The sequence below is a fragment of the Bifidobacterium sp. LH_426 genome, assembly GCF_056356875.1.
Genome location: NZ_JBKEVB010000002.1, coordinates 171,804 through 188,457, shown reverse-complemented (window position 1 = coordinate 188,457; position 16,654 = coordinate 171,804). Strand labels below are relative to the sequence as shown.

At 68.2% G+C, this 16,654-nt stretch carries 7 protein-coding genes; all 7 read right to left on the bottom strand.

Annotated features, from left to right (window positions below; all coding sequences use genetic code 11):
- Positions 1–17 precede the first annotated feature (17 nt).
- The 7 genes from AC1AYD_RS03065 to AC1AYD_RS03035 all read right to left on the bottom strand — a co-directional run bounded on the left by AC1AYD_RS03065 (position 18) and on the right by AC1AYD_RS03035 (position 16,560).
- The gene (locus AC1AYD_RS03065; protein WP_476502512.1) at positions 18–398 is read right to left on the bottom strand and encodes a glycerophosphodiester phosphodiesterase; all 381 of its coding nucleotides are present in this window, start codon (positions 396–398) and stop codon (positions 18–20) included.
- Between the two features lie 79 nt (positions 399–477).
- Entirely contained in the window at positions 478–5,238 is a 4,761-nt protein-coding gene (locus AC1AYD_RS03060; RefSeq protein WP_476502513.1) for an Ig-like domain-containing protein, read from the bottom strand.
- 30 nt (positions 5,239–5,268) lie between these two features.
- Positions 5,269–6,951 (bottom strand): InlB B-repeat-containing protein, encoded by a 1,683-nt coding sequence (locus AC1AYD_RS03055; RefSeq protein ID WP_476502514.1) that lies wholly within the window; start codon positions 6,949–6,951, stop codon positions 5,269–5,271.
- Positions 6,952–7,053: 102 nt separating this feature from the next.
- Positions 7,054–10,455 (bottom strand): rhamnogalacturonan lyase family protein, encoded by a 3,402-nt coding sequence (locus tag AC1AYD_RS03050; RefSeq protein ID WP_476502515.1) that lies wholly within the window; start codon positions 10,453–10,455, stop codon positions 7,054–7,056.
- Positions 10,456–10,558: 103 nt separating this feature from the next.
- Positions 10,559–15,241: a carboxypeptidase regulatory-like domain-containing protein gene (locus tag AC1AYD_RS03045; RefSeq protein WP_476502516.1), complete on the bottom strand. Its 4,683-nt coding sequence runs from the start codon at positions 15,239–15,241 to the stop codon at positions 10,559–10,561.
- Between the two features lie 447 nt (positions 15,242–15,688).
- Positions 15,689–16,105, bottom strand: coding sequence for a rhamnogalacturonan lyase family protein (locus AC1AYD_RS03040; protein WP_476502517.1), 417 nt, complete (start codon positions 16,103–16,105; stop codon positions 15,689–15,691).
- Complete coding sequence (locus tag AC1AYD_RS03035; protein ID WP_476502518.1) at positions 16,066–16,560, bottom strand: rhamnogalacturonan lyase family protein; 495 nt, start codon at positions 16,558–16,560, stop codon at positions 16,066–16,068. The genes AC1AYD_RS03040 and AC1AYD_RS03035 overlap by 40 nt, the downstream gene beginning before the upstream one ends.
- Positions 16,561–16,654 lie beyond the last annotated feature (94 nt).

Sequence of the window (16,654 nt, the reverse complement as noted above, 5' to 3'; positions counted from 1 at the left end):
CGCATCGCCGCCGCCGGTCAGTACGGCTGGTTGGCGTGGATGATGATGCCACGTTCGTGTTTGAGGAACTGGCGGGCGGACTCATGGTCGACGTCGTGCGCGTCGGTGAGGCTCTCGTAGACGACGGCGGTCTGCGCGCCGCGGGAGAGGCCGGCGAACGCCGCGTAGGCGTTCCACCCGTCCTGGGCCACGGCGAACGTCGGTTCCTGCACGTAGCCGTATCCGGCGGCGTTGCAGTAGCCGTTGAACGGCAGTCCCCACGCCCGGTGCGCGTCGAGTCGCCGCGCGTAATCGGCGGCTTCGGCGAACTCGGCGTCGGTCACGCCTGCGCGGCGCGCCAGTGCGACGGCGTGGTCGTGGTCATAGCCGCAGTCTCGCGGCGGAACGGGCAATGACATGATGTCCTCCTTGATTGACGGGTCCATGGTCTTGACAGGTCCATGGCCGCCATGATTCGGCGGCCATGGACCGGATTCCTCAGCTGCGGCGTCCCCTGCGCCGGCGTCCGGCCGTCAGCGCCGCGCCGGCCGCGCCGCACACGGCCGTCGCCAGGACGGCGAGCGCGACCGCCGAACCGGTGGCGCTCAGACCGCCAGTCTTGCCGCCGGCACCGGTCTTGCCGCCGGCACCACCGCCGTCACCGTCACCACCGTCGTCACCGGAACCACCGACGTTGCCGGTACCGCCGATATCGCCGGAACCACCGCCGTCACCGTTGCCCGGCCTGTCCGGGTCCGGTGTCGGTTCGGGCTCCGGGTCCGGCTGTCCATCCCCGACGAACACGACCGTGTACGTGGCGGAACTCTCCCGGTCCTCGCTGCGCACGACGACGCGCGCGGTCGGATAGGTCGTCGAGGCGGGCACGACGGTGACGCCGGGGTTGTCGGCCACGTCGTACTCGGGTTCGACGGCCGGATATTCCCCGTCCGCCACGGTCCCGTCCATCGCCGTTCCTTCGATCTTGACCGTGTAGTCGGTCTTGTCGGTGGAGAATCCGTCGAGCGCCGCTCCCCCGACCTTGAGCCCGGTGAGCGCCGTCGAGGTGCCGGCGGCCACATCACGTTCATACGCCTCGATCTCGGTGATGGCGATCGTGTCTGCGGGGCCGTCGATGCCGGACTTGTACCAGTACACGCGCAGCCTGTTGAAGTCGTACGCGGTCTCGTTGGCGAGTCCGAGGATGAAGTCCAGCTTCGCGTCCTTGGGGGTCGCGCCGTCGTCCAGCTTGTACGTGGTCCAGCGGTTCTTGCCGCTGCTGCGTTTGAAGCTGACGATGCCGTCGTTGACCTGCCCCACCGATTCGGCCGGCGAGGCGGGCGTGGAGCTCACCTGCGGGAACGCGTTGGTCTGGTAGAGGATGCGGTTCTCGCCGGTCTTCTCCTCGCCGGCGCGGATGCGCGCCCTCACCTTGCGCGTCACCGTCACGCCGTCCTCCTCGAAGGAGACGGCGCCGGTGGCGTCGGCGAAGCCGAGCTTCGCGACGGATGCGGGGTCGATCGGATTCCAGGCGACCGGTTGTTCGGCGTCCGTGCCATCCGTGTAGTAGACGACGGCGGTTTCGGGCAGCGTCGGCACGGCGCCGACCGGCGTGGCGACGGCGATGTTCTCGACGGCTGCCACGTCGCGCACGGTCACGACGGCCTCGGCGGGCAACGGCGTGCCGTCCACCGCGCCGGTCACCTTGGCGACGCCGACGCGCGTCAGGTCGAGTCCGGCCACGGCGGCCGGATCCCACCTGACGGCGCGCGTGCCTTCCGGTCCGGTCGCATACGTCACCTTGACCGAGTCCGGCAGCGTGACCTTGGCCGCGCCGACCATGACCGTCGTCCTCACCGGTTCGACGGCGGTGACGTCGCGGCCGGAATCGACGACGTTCACGGTGATGACGGTGGTCGCGGTCTTCCCACGATAGGAGCCGGTCACGGTGACGGTGGCCGTGCCCTTGCCGATCGCGGTCAGGGTCCCGCTCGCCCCGTCCGCCTTCACGTCGACGACGGTCTCGTCGTCGCATGCATAGGTGTAGTCCACGCCGAAGCCGATCTTCTCGCCGTTCTTGCCGGTCGCGGTGACGGTGATGCGGGCGTCGTCGCCGTCCTTGAGCGTGTATGCGCCGGAACCGTCGGCCTTCAGACCATCGAGGCCTGCCGTGAGGCCGGCGAGCGTCGACGGTTCGCCCGGTTTGACGTCGCCGACGGAGAGGGTGAGTGTCGCCTTGATCGTGGTGCCGTCGACCATGCCTTCCACGGTCACGACGCCCGTCTTCGCGTAGTCGGCGGGTGCGATTGCGTTCCAGGTGACCGGCAGCTGGGCGGTATGGCCATCGCCGTATACGGCGGTGACGGTGGTGGGCAGTTTCGCGCCCGGATCGACGCCGACGTCGGTGGCGCGGCGTTCGCCGAGCACTTCGACGACGGTATTCGCGTCGCCCTTCACGGTGCGTACGGTGGTGGTGCCGTCGGCGAGGCCGTCCGACTGCGCGTTCACCTCGATCGGCTTGCCGCTGCCGTCGGAACGGACGATGAGCATCGCCTTGCCGGAGAACAGGCTGCGATGGCTGGTCGTGTAGTCGCCGGTGGCGGTCTGCCATTTCTCGAGGCTGGCGCCGTCGCCGTTGTCGACGCCGGCGATATAGCCATTCCTCACGTCGAAGGTGACGGTGTCGTCGGCGTCGGGCACGGGCGTGCCGTCGAGGTCGGTGGCTTCGACGGTGATGAACGACAGGTCGTCGCCCGAATATCCGGAGTTGTCGATGAGGCGGCGGTCCGGGGTGAGCTTCAACGCGGCGGCCTTGCCGGCGGTCTTGAGCGTGTCCTCGGCGATCACGCCGCCCGTGGCGTCATTCCCCGCGTAGGCGACGGCCTTGAGCTCGCCGGGCTCGTAGGCGACGTCGTCCCACGTGAGGTAGAAATCGTTGCGGTCCTTGCTGTCGTCCACATCGATCGTGTTGCGGTCGGCGGCGGTGCGGTAGATGAGACCGAGCCGGGTGGTCTGTTCGTCGAAGTTGCGCACGCCGAGCGACTTGCCGTTGAGGAACAGTTCGACGCTTTTGGCGTTGGAGTACGCCTGCACGTCGATCTTCTGCCCCTTCTTCCAGTTCCAGCTGGAGGGCACGAGATGCACCATCGGATCGGTGGCGCGGTCGGTCCACAAGCTCTTGTACAGGTAGTACGAGTCCTTGGGCAGGCCGGCGGTGTCGACGATGCCGAAGTACGAGGATTTCGAGGCGATGGTCTCGCCTTTCGCGTTCGTGCCGGAGTCGCCCGCGTACGGGGTGGGCTCGCCGATGTAGTCGAATCCGGTCCAGTTGAACTCGCCGAGCGAGTAGTCGGCGGTCAGCTCCTGGTTCCAGGTGAGGTCCACCTCCTTGCCGTTCTGGTAGGCGTCGTAGGCGGACAGCTGCAGCGCGGAGTCGTCGCGTACGGACTTGATGTCGCCCATGATCGGGTCGTCGAGGTCGTAGTACTTGCCGCGAGACTCCAGGTGGGAGCCGGATTCGGAGGCGAGGTTGATCCAGTCGGGGTGCGCCTTGTGCCATTCGCTCATCACGCGGCCGCCGAGGTAGCTGTAGCCGGCCACGTCCACGTTGTCGAGCACGGTCTGCGCGGCGCCCATCTCACGGTAGTTGTTCATCGTGGTGGGGCGCGTGGCGTCGACCTCCTTGACCCACGCGTTGAGGTTCTCGTCGAGGTCCTTGTACTGGCCGGTCGTGGAGGCGACCTCGCCGAGCTGGGAGGCGGTGATCTCGTTGCCGATGGACCACATGATCACGGCGGGATCGTTCTTGTCGCGGTCCACCATGGTCTTGAGCTCCTTCTCGAGCCAGATCCTCCCCGCCCATTCGCCGTCGCCGGTCACGGTCTTCTGCGCGGCGGTGCCGAGGCCCTTGCCGCCCATCTTCGGGCCGGTCCATTCCTCGCCGACCTCCTCGAGCACCATCATGCCCATGCGGTTCGCGAGTTCGATGAACTTGCGCGCGGCGGGGTTGTGCGCGGTGCGGATCGCGTTGACGCCCGCCGCCTTGAGGATCTCGAGCTGGCGTGCGGCGGCGCGTTCGTTGAACGCCATGCCGAGCGCGCCCAGGTCGGAGTGCAGGCACATGCCTTTGATCTTCATGTACCGGCCGTTGAGGTAGAAGCCGTCGTTCGCGGTGAACGTCAGGTAGCGCACGCCCACCGTCGTCTCGGTTTCGTCGACGGTCCTGCCTCCGACGGCGACGATGGTCTTCGCCGTGTACAGGTTCGGCGCGTCGGTGCTCCACAGTTTCGGATTCGCGATGTCGGCGGCCTGTTTGACGGTGGCGCTCGTGCCGGCCTTCACGGTGACCGGGTCGGCGGTGACGGATGCGACGGGCGTGCCGCCGTCGAGGATCGTCGTCGTCACGGTGGCCTCGGCGTCCTCGCCGCCGTCGTTGTCCACGTCGGTGGCGATGTCGAGCCGCGCCTTGCCGCCGGCGATATAGGCGAGGACCGTGTCCTTGTCATAGCTGAAATCGTTGGTGACGTCGCCGTCGCCGTACGTCGCGGCGGTGGGGATCGGCGTCGTGATGTCGGTGCCGTAGAGGCCCACGTGCACGTCGTCGATGACGCTGAGCGTCACGTCGCGGTAGATGCCGCCGCCCTCGTACCAGCGTGAGGTGGGCTCGTTGACGACCGCCTTGACGGCGACGACGTTCGGGCCGTCCTGGTCCAGATAGTCGGTGATGTCCTCGCTGAACGGGCCGTAGCCGACGAGCTGCGTGTACCCGTCGGTGGATTTGACGCCGACGGCCTTGCCGTTGACGTACAGCGTGGAGCTCGACTGCACGCCGTCGAAGTTGATGACGATGCGCCGCCCCTTCATCGCGTCGGTGAAGCTGAAGGTCTTGCGGTACCAGACCGTGCCGTACGGCAGGTAGCCGCGCGCGGCCTTCGCGGCCGCCTTCGACGAGCCGACCCCGGTGAAGTCCTCATAGATGCGCCAGTCGTGCGGCAGGTCGACGTCCTGCCAGCCGGAATCGTCGAAATCGTCGTTCTGCGCGCCGGACGGATTGCCTGTGACGAACTTCCAGCCGGCGTCGAAGTCGACGGTACGTCCGGTCGCGTCCGCGGTTCCTGCCGCGGGCGACGCCGTTCCGGACGATGCCGGCGTTTCCGACGATGCCGGCGTTTCGGCGGCGGTCGCGGCCGGCACGCCGGCGAACAGCGTGCCGGCCATCGCCGCGGCGACGCCGAACGCGATTGCCCTGTTCCTGAATCCCATCGATTGTTCCCTTCTTTCCATGACCGGCGGTCAGCAGCGTTTGCGCAGGGTGAGAGCGATACCGGCGAGAGCCGTCAGCATGGTGACTGTCGTGATTCCGGTCACGTCGGCACCGGTGCGGGACAGTGCCCGCGGATGCTTGGCGGCGGCGTTCCCGACTTGATCGGTCGCTCCGGGATTGTCGCCGTCGGTCGTGCCGGGCTTGTCCGGATCGGGCGTCGGTTCCGGATTCGGAGCCGGGTCCGGGTCGGGCGTCGGGTCGACCGGCTGCTCGCTCTTCTCCCACTGGGCGACGAGGTTGATCGGCCCGGTCGGGTTCTCGACGGCCTGGTCGAAATCGAAGGCCTGCGTGCCGGCGGCGTCGAGCGTCCAGCCCTTGAACGTGTAGCCCTCGCGGGTCGGATCGGCGGGCTTCATGACCTTCTCCCCCTTGGCGAACGTCTCCATCGCCGCGGCGGAGCCGCCGGCGGAGTCGAATGTGACCGGCCACTTGTCGCCGTCGAAGGCGGCGTGGATGCGGTCGTATTCCTCGGAGGTGATGTTGAGGAAGCTGCCGTGCTTCTTGATGGTCTCGCCCTTGGCCGGGTCCTGGTGGAAGTCGACGAGGTCGTCGCGATGCCATGCGGCCGGGGTCGTGGCGGCGAGGTCATTGGTCCTCACGATGCCGAAGCCCTTCTCCTCCTTGAACTGGTCGGCCACGATGGCGTACCTGTAGCCGAGTTCGTCGATGTCGTCCTTGTTGGTGACGAGGAACTCGTTGCCTTCGACCTGCTTGTTGTTCACCGAGAGCGCGGACTGCACCTGCGTGAGGTACTTCCATTCCTTGGCGTCGTCGGCGTTGCGGGTCTTCTCCTTGAAGGAGGTGGCGTACAGGTTCTTCGTGCGTTCGATGATGCCGGCGTTGTGCACGCGGTACCAGTAGCCGTCATCGGCCTTCATCATCGTGGAGTCGAGCGTGTAGCCGCGGCGGTCGATCCACTTGACCGGGTCGGAGAAGGTCACGAAGTCCTTCGTGGTGGCGTAGTACTGGTTCGGCGAGTCGGAGCGGCCGTACTGGTCGTCGGGTCCGGAGTTGGTGGACCAGTACACGAAGTACTGCTGGTTCTCCTCGTCCCACACGGCTTCGGAGGCCCATACCATGCCCTCCTTCTTCTCGCTGGAGGGGATCTTGGAGCCGACGTCCACGGCGCGCGGCTGGCTCCAGTCCACCAGGTCGGTGGACTCCCAGATGATGATCTTCCGACTGCCGTCCACGTTCCATCCGCACCCGGGGACGGTGTCCTTGTTCACCTGGTTCTGGTCAGTGGCGAGGATGTAGAACTTCGAGCCGTCGGGCGAGCGCAGCAGGAACGGGTCGCGGATGCCGCCGCAGCCCACGGTGGAGGTGAGCACGGGCAGCGTGGCCTTGTGCAGGTCGGTCCATTCGCGGCTGTCATGGCTGGTCGCGAAGTAGACCTGCTCCTCCCACAGGTTGTAGTCGGCCGCCGTCACGAAGTACGCCATCAGATAGTCGGTGGTGTTCTCGCCCTGATGATTGTCCGGATACGCGGGGTCGTAGTCGGCGGCCGCCGCGGTCTGTGCGGTCGGAGCGGTGGCGGCTGGAGCGGGTGCGGTCGTGTCGGCTGCGAAGGCGGCGGGGACGGCGCAGGCGAGGGCGGTCGTCAGCGACAATGCGGCCGCGGCGATGGGACGCCAGTGGTTGCGGGTATGCATGGTGGGGTTTCCTTGATCGTCGTTGATGGGATGGGAACGGGAATGGAGATGGGGCGATCCGCTCCCGCCGATTCGCGTCGACGGGAGCGGGAGCGGGCGGCGTCAGCCGCGCCTGCGCAGGGTGAGAGTGATGCCGGCGGCGGCCAGCATCAGCGTGACGACGGCGGCGAGTCCGGCCACGCCCGCGCCGGTGGCGGACAGCTTGCCCGCTGCGGCGTCGCCGTCGCCGGCAGCGTCGTCCGCGGCATCGCCGGCATCACCGGCATCGTCGCCGGCCGAGCCGCCGTCGCCGGTGCCGTCACCGTCGCCCGGTTCCGGGGCCGGTTCGATGGCCGGCTTGGCCTTGAGCGCGGCGGTTCTCGCGGCGAGTTCCTCGGCGGCCGCGTCCACGGCCTCCTGGTCGGTCGGCGCGGCGAGCACCTTCTCTGCTTCGGTGAGCGCGGTGGCGAACGGCTTCCATGTCTCGGCCGTGTAGGCGCCTTCGCCGGCCGCGGCCTTGGCTTTGGCCTCGTCGATGGCGAGTTCCAGCTTGGCGGTGTCGATTTCAGGCGTGGGCTTCTCGCCGACGGTCACGGTGCGGGTCGCGCTGCCGGTGAGGTTGCCGGAATCGGTGGCCGTGTAGGTGATCGTGTACGTGCCGGGCACGGTGGTGTCGACTTTGTCGACGGCCTTGCCGTCGAGGGCGATTGTCACGACGGCCTTGAGGCCGGTGTCCGTGTCGTCGGTGACGGTGACGTCGTCGGCGGACGGCTGCGTGAGATCGGCGCCGTAGTCGAGGGTCACGGCCGCGTCCACGCCCGTGTTGAGCGTGACGACCGGGGCCTTGTTCTCGGGCGCGGGCGGCGTGACGGTCGCCTTGACGAGGGCCTTCTTCGCGGCGAACAGTTCGGCGAGGACGGCGTCGACCTGGTCCTGCGTGGCGTTCGCGTCGGCGGAGACGGCCTTGGCTTCCTCGAGCTTGGCGGCGAACGGCTTCCAGCTTTCGGGCGTGTAGTCGCTCTCCTTGAGGTTGGCCGGGTCGGAGTAGGCGGCGATCGCCGCGTCGAGCTTGGTCTTGTCGGCGGACGGCTCGACCGGGTCGGTGGAGGCGACGGTGTCCGCGTCGAAGCTGGCGTAGTAGGGCTGGCCGGCGATGAGCGCGGCCACGCGGTACGTGTAGTCCTTGGCCTTGTCGAGGCCGGTGTCGGTGTAGGCGAGCTTGTCGGCGGTCACGTCGGCGACGGCGGTGAACTCGGTGGAGCCCTTGACGGCGCGGTAGACGCGGTAGCCACCCACGCCGACGCCCCAGACGCGGCCGTCGGCGGCGGCGGTCCAGGTGACGGAGGCGTTCGCCCCGTTCTTCTTCGCGGTGACGGTCGGCGCGGTCACACCGGCGGAGAGCATGGTCTGGCGATGGGCCGGCTGGTTGTAGGCGGTGTTCTGCCAGGCGAGGCCCTCACGGTAGGAGCGGGACTGGAGGGATGTGGCGATGCTGTACGGCGTGGCGATGTCCGTCGAGTACAGGCGCACCACGGACGGGTCCTTGGTGTCGCGCACGATGATCTCGTCGCGCCAGTCGCCCATGATGTCGCCGATCAGGCCCGCGTTGCCCTTGGAGCCGTTGTTGGTGGACGCGGCCGCGTCCTCCCAGATCACATCGGTGGTCATGGTCTCGGGGTTCCACTTCTGGACCTGCGGGGCGACGCGGTCCTGGTGCGCGGTGGTGATGGACGGATCCTGCGTGCCGCTGTATTCGAACAGCTCGTCCAGCAGGTCGCCGTCCCAGTGGAGGGAGAAGTTGGCGCTGGCCGGCTTGGTCTTGTCGTAGATCTTCTTGACGCACGGCGTAGGGCTCTTGGCGGTGCAGGCGGTCTTGTCCGCGGGGGCCGGGGTGACGGCGTTGTAGGTGTTGGCGTCCATCGCGCTCCACAGTTCGGCGCCGGGGTAGCGGGCGTCGATGTCGGCGGCCATGCCGCGGCCGTTGTCGCCGCTCACGGATTGGCGGAACATCACCTGGCCGGTGGCCGGGTTGGTGAGCGTGGCGTCGCGCTTGCCTTCGTGCACGTTCCACGTGTCGAGCACGCCGTCGTCGTTCCAGTCGCCGATGTGCTGGGCGTCGCCGTGGCCGAGCTTGGAGCTGGCCAGGCCGGTGCCGTCGCTTTTGACGGTCATGGAGCCGAAGACGATGTCGTCCTTGCCGTCGCCGTCCACGTCGTTGATGGACAGGTTGTGGAAGCCCTGCTGCGCGAAGTCTGGGTTCTCCACCCAGCTCGGGTCCTTGCCGGACGAGGTGTCCCTGTTGGCGCGGAAGTGCCAGTTGAGCTTGAGCTTGCCGCCTTGGAGCGAGTAGGTGGCGATCTCGGTGCGGAAGTAGTAGCCGCGCGAGAACACGGCGTACGGCCTGCCGTTCTCGCCGTCCAGGTAGGCGGTGCCGGCGAGGAAGCGGTCGACGATGTTCGCGTCGGTGGGGCCCCAGTGCCACATGCCGTCGTCGCGGCTCGGCTCGAACTGCGTGGTGTCGATGATGTGGCCGTCGTCTCCGGCGAAGGCGGTCAGGTACTCCGGGCCGGAGTTGATCTTGCCGTTCTTCTTGTCCTTCGGGTCGGACGCCTTGCCGGTCATGCGGTAGTCGTGTTTGGCGGCGCCGCCGACCGTGTCGGTGGGCAGGTCCTCGGCGCTGGCGGCGCCCACGTGGCCGGTCTCGACGAGCTTGCCGGCCTCGTCCTTGTAGGTAGACGTGCCGTCGGCGGTCTTGACGAGCACCTCGGCCTTGCCGTCGCCGTCGTAGTCCCACACCTGGAACTGCGTGTAGTGCGCGCCGGAGCGGATGTTCACGCCCAGGTTGATGCGCCACAGGCGCTTGGTGGCGCCGGTGGAACGGTCGAACGTGTAGCCGTCGAGGAACGTGGTGCCGGTGAAGCCCGCGTAGTAGTTGTCCTGCCAGTTGCTCGGATCCCATTTGACGACGAGGTCGAGTACGCCGTCGCCGTCGAGGTCGGCGGGACTCATGTCGTTGGCGGTGTACGTGGCAATCTGGTCGACGCCAGTGGTCTGGCCGGCGGGCATCTTCTGATCGGCCGGCGGGTCGAGCTTCAGGGTGAGTGACTTCGAGGCCCAGGCGGTGGCGGTCTCCTCGCCGTATTGGCCGGCGGAGGCGCTCAGCGTGTAGGTGTCGCCGGGTTTGCCGTCCTTGTCGGTGTAGTTGGTGGTGGTGCCGGTGTACACGGTCGCGCCGTTGCGCTTGAGCGTGAACGTGGTGCCGTCCGCGTCGTTCGCGTAGAGTCGCCACGTGGCGAGCACGCCCTGGTCGGTGGGCACGACGGTGAGCGCGCGGTCGGCGTACTTCTCGGCGGTCCATGACGTGCCGTTGTCGGCCGTGTCGAGCGAGCCGTCGTAGGCGTATGCGGCGGGCACGCCGGTGAGTGCGACGGTGCCGAGCGTCGCGGCGCCGACGAACGCGGCGACGGCGCGCTTGAGCCATGGCGTTTTGCGCCCGGTGTCCTTGCCGATGGTGTTGTTCCTCATTGCATGGCCATCCTTTGGATGTTCGATGGTTGGTTGTTGTGACGATGTGCGGGTTCCGTCCCGCCGGCGCACGACGATGCCGCGCCGGCGGGAGCGGACGGCCTCAGTCGCGCCTGCGGTGGCCGAGGGCGAGCACCGTGACGCCGGCGATCAGCGCAATCGCGGCGATCGCGGCGATCGGCGTGACCGGCGAGCCGGTGGCGACGAGCCCGCCGTCGGCGGCGTCCTGCGCATCTTTCCCGGTCTCACCGTTCTGGCCGTTCTGGCCGCCGTCACCGTTCTGCTGTCCGTCGCCGTCGCCCGGCCGGCCCGGCTGGTCGGTGCCCGGCTGGTCCGGGTCCGGGTCCGGCGTCGGGTCGGGATCGGGCGTCGGGTCGGGATCCGGCGTGACCGGAGTGTCGCCGTCGAACGCGGCGCGCATAGCGGCGCGGACGACGGGCACGTAGTACCGTTCGACGGCCGGGAAGTTCGGGTGGGTGCCGGAGGTCGAGCCGCTGGTCTGCGGCAGGCCGGTGGAGCCGAGCGCGGTGAACGAGTACTGGTCCTGGTTGGCGTCGGTCACCTCGAAGGCGTCGTACACGTCGGCCACGGTCACGCCCTTGGCGGCGCACACCTTGTCCTGGATCGCGTGGACCTCGTCCTGCAGGGCGGAGTCGCGGCCGTTGAGCTTGGCGACCTGGACGAACACGATCTTCGCGTCCGGCCACTTGGTCTTCATCTGGTCGATGACGCCGCCCAGCTGTTCCTCATACATGGCGGTGGTCCACTTCGTCCCGTCCTTGGCGATGGACGCGATGTCGTTGGTGCCGCCGTCGAAGATCACCATGTCCGGGGATTCGGCCGGGGCCTTGTCGATCTGCGTGGCGAGGTAGCGGGTGGACCACATGGCCGCGCCCTTGATGACGGTCGCGCCGTTCTGCGCGTAGCGGCGGACGGTCATGCCCTCCTCGGAGCCGGCGAAGGTGGCGAAGCTCGCGTCCGGGTACTTGTGTCCGGCGATGATCGAGTCGCCGAACGCGTAGGCGGTCCTGCCGCTGAGCGGCAGGTCGAGGTCGGCGGCCTTCGTCGCGCCGGCGAACAGCACGTCGTCGATCGTGTGGACGGCGGTGCCCTCGTAGTTGACGGCGAACAGGGCGGCCATCGACGTGGCGCGCGTGGCCGTCTCGCCGGAGGCGATCGGGTCGCCGCCCACGAGCGGCGTGATCGAGTACGTCACCTTGCCGTTCGCGAAGTCGGCGCGCACCTTGATCTGCCAGGCGGCGGTGGCGTCGGCTTCGGTGGCGGTCCACGTGGGTTCGCCGTTCCTGAACTGCTTGGCGCCGACGGTGGAGGCGGTCCATTCGATGTCGCGCGGCGCGGCGGTCGCGTACCTCACAGTCTGCTTGGAGCCGTCGTCGCCGGCGGCGATGGCGAACAGGAGGCGCCCGTAGGCGTCGCGCAGTTCGATGCCGGACCTGGCGGTGGCGTCCGCCTTCCACGTGAACTGCGCTTCGGCGGTCTTCTGGGCGCGCACGGCAATCGGTAGCGTCGACTTGACGGCCTTGCCGGCGGCGAGGTCCTTGCCGACGGTCAGCCTGCCGTCGGCGACGGCGGCGTCGCCGGTGAAGCCGAGGTTCTCCGGGTCGCTCTGCTGCGTGAAGTCGGCGGAGAGTAGCGGGTTCAGGTCGGTGGTCGGCGGGTTCGGCGCGACTTCGCCGGAGCCGGAGCGCGTGACCTTGATGATGTAGTCCTCGACGCCGCCGGCGAACTCGTCGACGTTCACGTCGATGGTGGTCTCGCCGTCCGCGAGCGCCACGTCGGCGGTGTCGCCGGTCGTCTTGGCGCCGTTGACGAGCACGGTCTGCTTGTCCCAGCCGCGCGTGAAGGCGAGCGTGACGTGGGTCGCGGAGGCGGGCACGGTGACGGCGTACGGGTTGTCGGTGCCGACGCGCGTGTAGTCGAAGGTGGGCGTGAGTTCGAAGCCGTCCACGGCGAGCGACTTCAATGCGGCCGTCTGTTGCGGGTCGTCGCGGGTGATGACGGCCGTGACGGTCGCCTTCCTGCCGCTCTTCGACGTGATGTCGATCGTGACGTTGTTCGGTCCGACGGCGAGCGCGACGTCGGCCACGGCGGTGGCCGCCGCGTCGCCGCCGTTGATGGAGGCCTTCGCGCCGGCGCTGTTCGCCTTGGCGGTGAGCGTCGCCTTGTCCGCGTACGGGCCGACGTTCGCCGTGAGCGTGCCGTCCTCGGATCGGGCGAACGTGAGGTCGCCGTAGGCGGAGGTGGCGGTGAGCGAGCCGAGCGTGGCGTCGTCGGCGGTCTTGACGAGGTCGAAGTCGACGGTGGTGGTCTGCGCGAGCTTCACGGTCACGTCGCGTGTGACGCGGGTCGCGTAGTTCTTGCGGGAGGCGGTGACGGTGTAGCCGGCGCCGGGCGCGACGTCGAAGGCGTACGCGCCGGCGCGGTCGGCGTCGACGGAACCGAGGACGGAGGTCGTGGAGGCGACCTTCCTGCCGTCCTTGTCGGTGAGCGTCACGGTGATGCCGCCGACGGCGGTGCCGTTCACCTTGGTCGTGCCGGCAATGGCGCCGGTGGTGGCGGTGGCCTCGCCGAGCGCGAGGTCGACGGTGGCGACCTGTCCCTCGGCGACGGTGACGGTCGCGGCGGCGGAGTCCTTGTAGCCGGGGGCGGCGGCGATGAGCGTGTGGTCGCCGGCCTTAAGGCTCAGCGTGTACGCGCCGGCCTCGTCGGTGGAGGCGGCCGCGCCGGCGTCGCCGTCGGCGGTGACGGTCGCGCCTTCGACCGGCGCGCCGTCCGCGGTCTTCACGACGCCGGTCACGGTGCCGGAGTCGGCGGCGACCTGTGCGCCGGCCGCGCCGATGGCGGGCGGCACGGCGATCGGGTTGCCGAAGAAGTCGACGCCGATCGCGTCGTCGTTCACGCCGTCGGCGCCGGCGGCGTTGAATCCTGGCATGATCGCGTCGAGGTCGACGGTCCTGCCGGCGCCGATGAGCGGCGAGCCCTCGCCGGGCTTCGCGCCGTTGAGGCCGTCGGCCGGGTTGCCGATCTTCGGATCGGCGGTGACGGCGGCCTGGTCGGTGGCGGCCGGGGTCATGTGCTCGCCCCAGTAGGCGTTGTTGGAGAAGGTGACGCCGGTCTTGGAGTCGGAGAAGGTGACGCCCTTCGTGTCCTTGGCGTTGAGGTTGACGAACGTGTTGTTGAACACGTAGTGGAGGTTCTTTTTGTTGAAGTAGCTGGAGCCGGAGGAGCCGAAGAAGCCGACGTTGCCGTTGGACTTGCTCCACGGTTCGATCGTGTTGACCATCAGGTTGTTGGTGATGGCGTTCACGCCGGTGGAGCCATGGCCGTTCACGTAGTAGCGTTCGACGTCCTGGATGATGTTGTAGCGCACGACCGAGGTGCCGAAGCCGAAGCCGCACAGCAGGATGCCTTCGCCGGAGTCGTGCACGTAGTTGCCCTGGATGATGATGTCGGAGGTGCCGCGGTCCGGGTCGATGCCGTTGGAGTCGGCGGCGTTCGGGCGGGCGGCAAGTTCGGCGACCTCGTTGTTCTGCACGACGATGTCGGCCGCGTAGTACATCTCGATGCCGGAGACGCCGGCGCCGTCGACCACGTTGTTCTCGACGGTCGCGCCCTTGACGGACGTCAGGTACATGGAGTCCCAGCCGAACTGCGTGTCGCGGTTGGTCATGTAGTTGCCGGAGATGGTGACGCCGGTGTGCGGCGCCCAGTCCGGATCCTCGGAGACGGTGCCGTTCACGGCGGCCTTGCCGACCGCGCGGTCGCCCCAGCCGGGGGCGTGGTCCTTGTACTTGTCGGTGCCCATGCCGGAGAACTGCTTGAACACGAGGTTGCCGAACGAGGTGTTGGCGATCACGTTGTCGCGCACGGTCACGTCGGTGAACGTGGAGGCGGTCTTTGCGTCGCCCTTGAGGCCCTCGAACATGATGCCGCCGGTGCGCTTGGATCGGTCGAGCCCCCACGCGCCGATGGCCCACTTCTGTCCGGACACGTCGTGCACGTACAGGTCGTGGATGTCGTAGCCGGCGAGCGCGCCCGCGTTCTCGCCCTGGATGTGCACGCCCCTCAGGTCGCCGGCCTTCGGCTCGTCGTCCTTGGTGAACCTCGACGGGTCGAAGCCGTCGGTGAGGTTGGAGATGTCGAGGTTGGAGATGTCCCAGTGCTGTTGGTTGGTCAGCTGCAGCACGTCGTTGACGACGCCACGGCCTTCGAGCTTCGGGGCGGCGTCCGCCTCCGCGTCGCCGTCGCCGTAGCTGGACAACACGATCGGCTGCTCGGCGGTGCCGGAGCCCTTGGGCGCGAGCAGGGCGGTAGGGGCCTGGCCGTCCACGTCGGTGCCGACGCCGTTCTTCCACGTGGTGTAGTCGTAGGCCTCCTTGGCGACCGTGTCGCCTTCGGCGGTCCACGTGCTTCCCGCCTTGAGCAGGATGCGGTCGCCGGGCTGGAACTCCTTGGCGTTCACGTTCGCGAACGTCTTCCACGCGGTCGCCTCGCTGGTGCCGGCCGCGACGTCGTCGCCGCCCGCGGAGTCGACGTAGTACGTGGTGCCGCTCGCGGCGGGGGCGGAGTCGTCGGCGACGGACAGGCCTCCCGCCTTGACGACGTCGCGTCCGGCGGCCTTCAGCGCCGTCTTGTCGGTGTAACCGGAGAATGTCGCCGAGGCGTCGGCCGCCATGGCCGAGGTGGCGGGCATGAACGCCGCGACCATCGCGGCTGCCGCCGATATGGCCACCGCGCGTGCGGCCCATGTTCTCAAGGCACCCATGCGTTTCCTTTCATCGGGATGATCGACCGTGCGCGATGACGTCGTCGCCATGCGGATTCCGGCCGTTTCCACAAGAGCTGCCATGCTCTTGCATATCTTCTGCAAACTTTCCATAAAATTTGCTTTCGATTACCATAACACGGAAATACAAAAAAATCACGGCCAATCGCCTTCCATTTGGCAACCACCCGCAATTGTTGCTTCCCCGACTCGCCCTCCTCTGATGGCACATCGCCTCCCTCTGACGGGACATCGCCGTAAAGCAAACGCCAGAGGCGTTTGTAGGCGATGTGCTCGCCGACAGGCGAGCCAATAGAAGAGCGGCCGCAGGCCGCGGGAATATCGAATCGGCCTTCGGCCGATGCCGTTTTCCTGCGGCCTGCGGCCGCTGTCTCTCCCTCCGACCGCCTCCGGCGGCCACCTCCCTCGTCAGAGGGAGGCAATACGCTACCGCCGTCTGCGGCTGACCGCCAGCGCGATGCCGAATCCGAGGTAGTAGTCGGGTTCGTGGTCCTGCATGTAGCCCTTCACCGTCATGTCATCGCGGTAGGCGGGGTTCTGCGCGAGCGTCGTCACCTGGTAATCGGTCGGCTGATCGGTGGTGAATATCGTCAGCTCGTCGAACGTGGCGTTCGTGTAGACGATCTCCTCGCGCCAGTCGCCGAACAGGTCGCCGTAGAACAGCGGCCGGAACGTGCGCGTGCCGGAGGACTCGTACCCGCCGCGCGAGGCGACCGCCCCGAACGTCTTCGCGTTGATCCCGGTACCGGAGGCCGTCGTGATGCACCTGAGCCTGCGCGTGGCCGGATCCCACTCGTTGAAGGTCATCGAGTTGAGCAGTTCGCGACCGAGGTCGCCGTCCACAGCACGCCCATGTCGGGCCAGATCGCGCCGTTGACGCCGTCCTGCCGTGGCGCGATGGTCTCGCCGGTGGCCGCGTTCTTGAGTCCGATGCTGCTCGACCAGACCTCCGCGCCGGGCACGTCGGGGTCGATGTCGCCGACCATGCCGCGCCCCACGTCCTCGGTGACGCCGTCCCAGTCGCCGGCGTTGTGCTTGCCGTTCGCGCCGTCCTGCCGGTTCTTCAACGCGGCGATGAGGCTGGGCGTGCGCCCGTCGAGATGGCCGACGCCGAAGCGCGCGTACATGGGTCCGTCGGCGAGATACGTCTCCAGTACGGGTGCGACGGCCCTCATCGCGCCGGTCTCGCCGTCGATCACGGAGATGGCCTGCCGCGCGTCGCCGTCATCGCCGCCGCGCACAGTGCGGCACCCATCCGCCGCATCCGCGCGGCGACCTCGTGAGTCCTCATCGACCACTCTTTTTCCGTCATCGTTCCGTTGCGCCCCCTCAGTCCGGCCTACGGCCGGCCAGCTCCCCCTGAAAGGGGGAGCAAGAGCATGTCGTCCGCTT

Bases quoted from the DNA above. Each gene is read 5' to 3' on its own strand.
- AC1AYD_RS03055 (WP_476502514.1), bottom strand. From the start codon at position 6,951: ATGCATACCCGCAACCACTGGCGTCCCATCGCCGCGGCCGCATTGTCG.
- AC1AYD_RS03065 (WP_476502512.1), bottom strand. From the start codon at position 398: ATGTCATTGCCCGTTCCGCCGCGAGACTGCGGCTATGACCACGACCAC.
- AC1AYD_RS03045 (WP_476502516.1), bottom strand. From the start codon at position 15,241: ATGGGTGCCTTGAGAACATGGGCCGCACGCGCGGTGGCCATATCGGCG.
- AC1AYD_RS03060 (WP_476502513.1), bottom strand. From the start codon at position 5,238: ATGGGATTCAGGAACAGGGCAATCGCGTTCGGCGTCGCCGCGGCGATG.
- AC1AYD_RS03050 (WP_476502515.1), bottom strand. From the start codon at position 10,455: ATGAGGAACAACACCATCGGCAAGGACACCGGGCGCAAAACGCCATGG.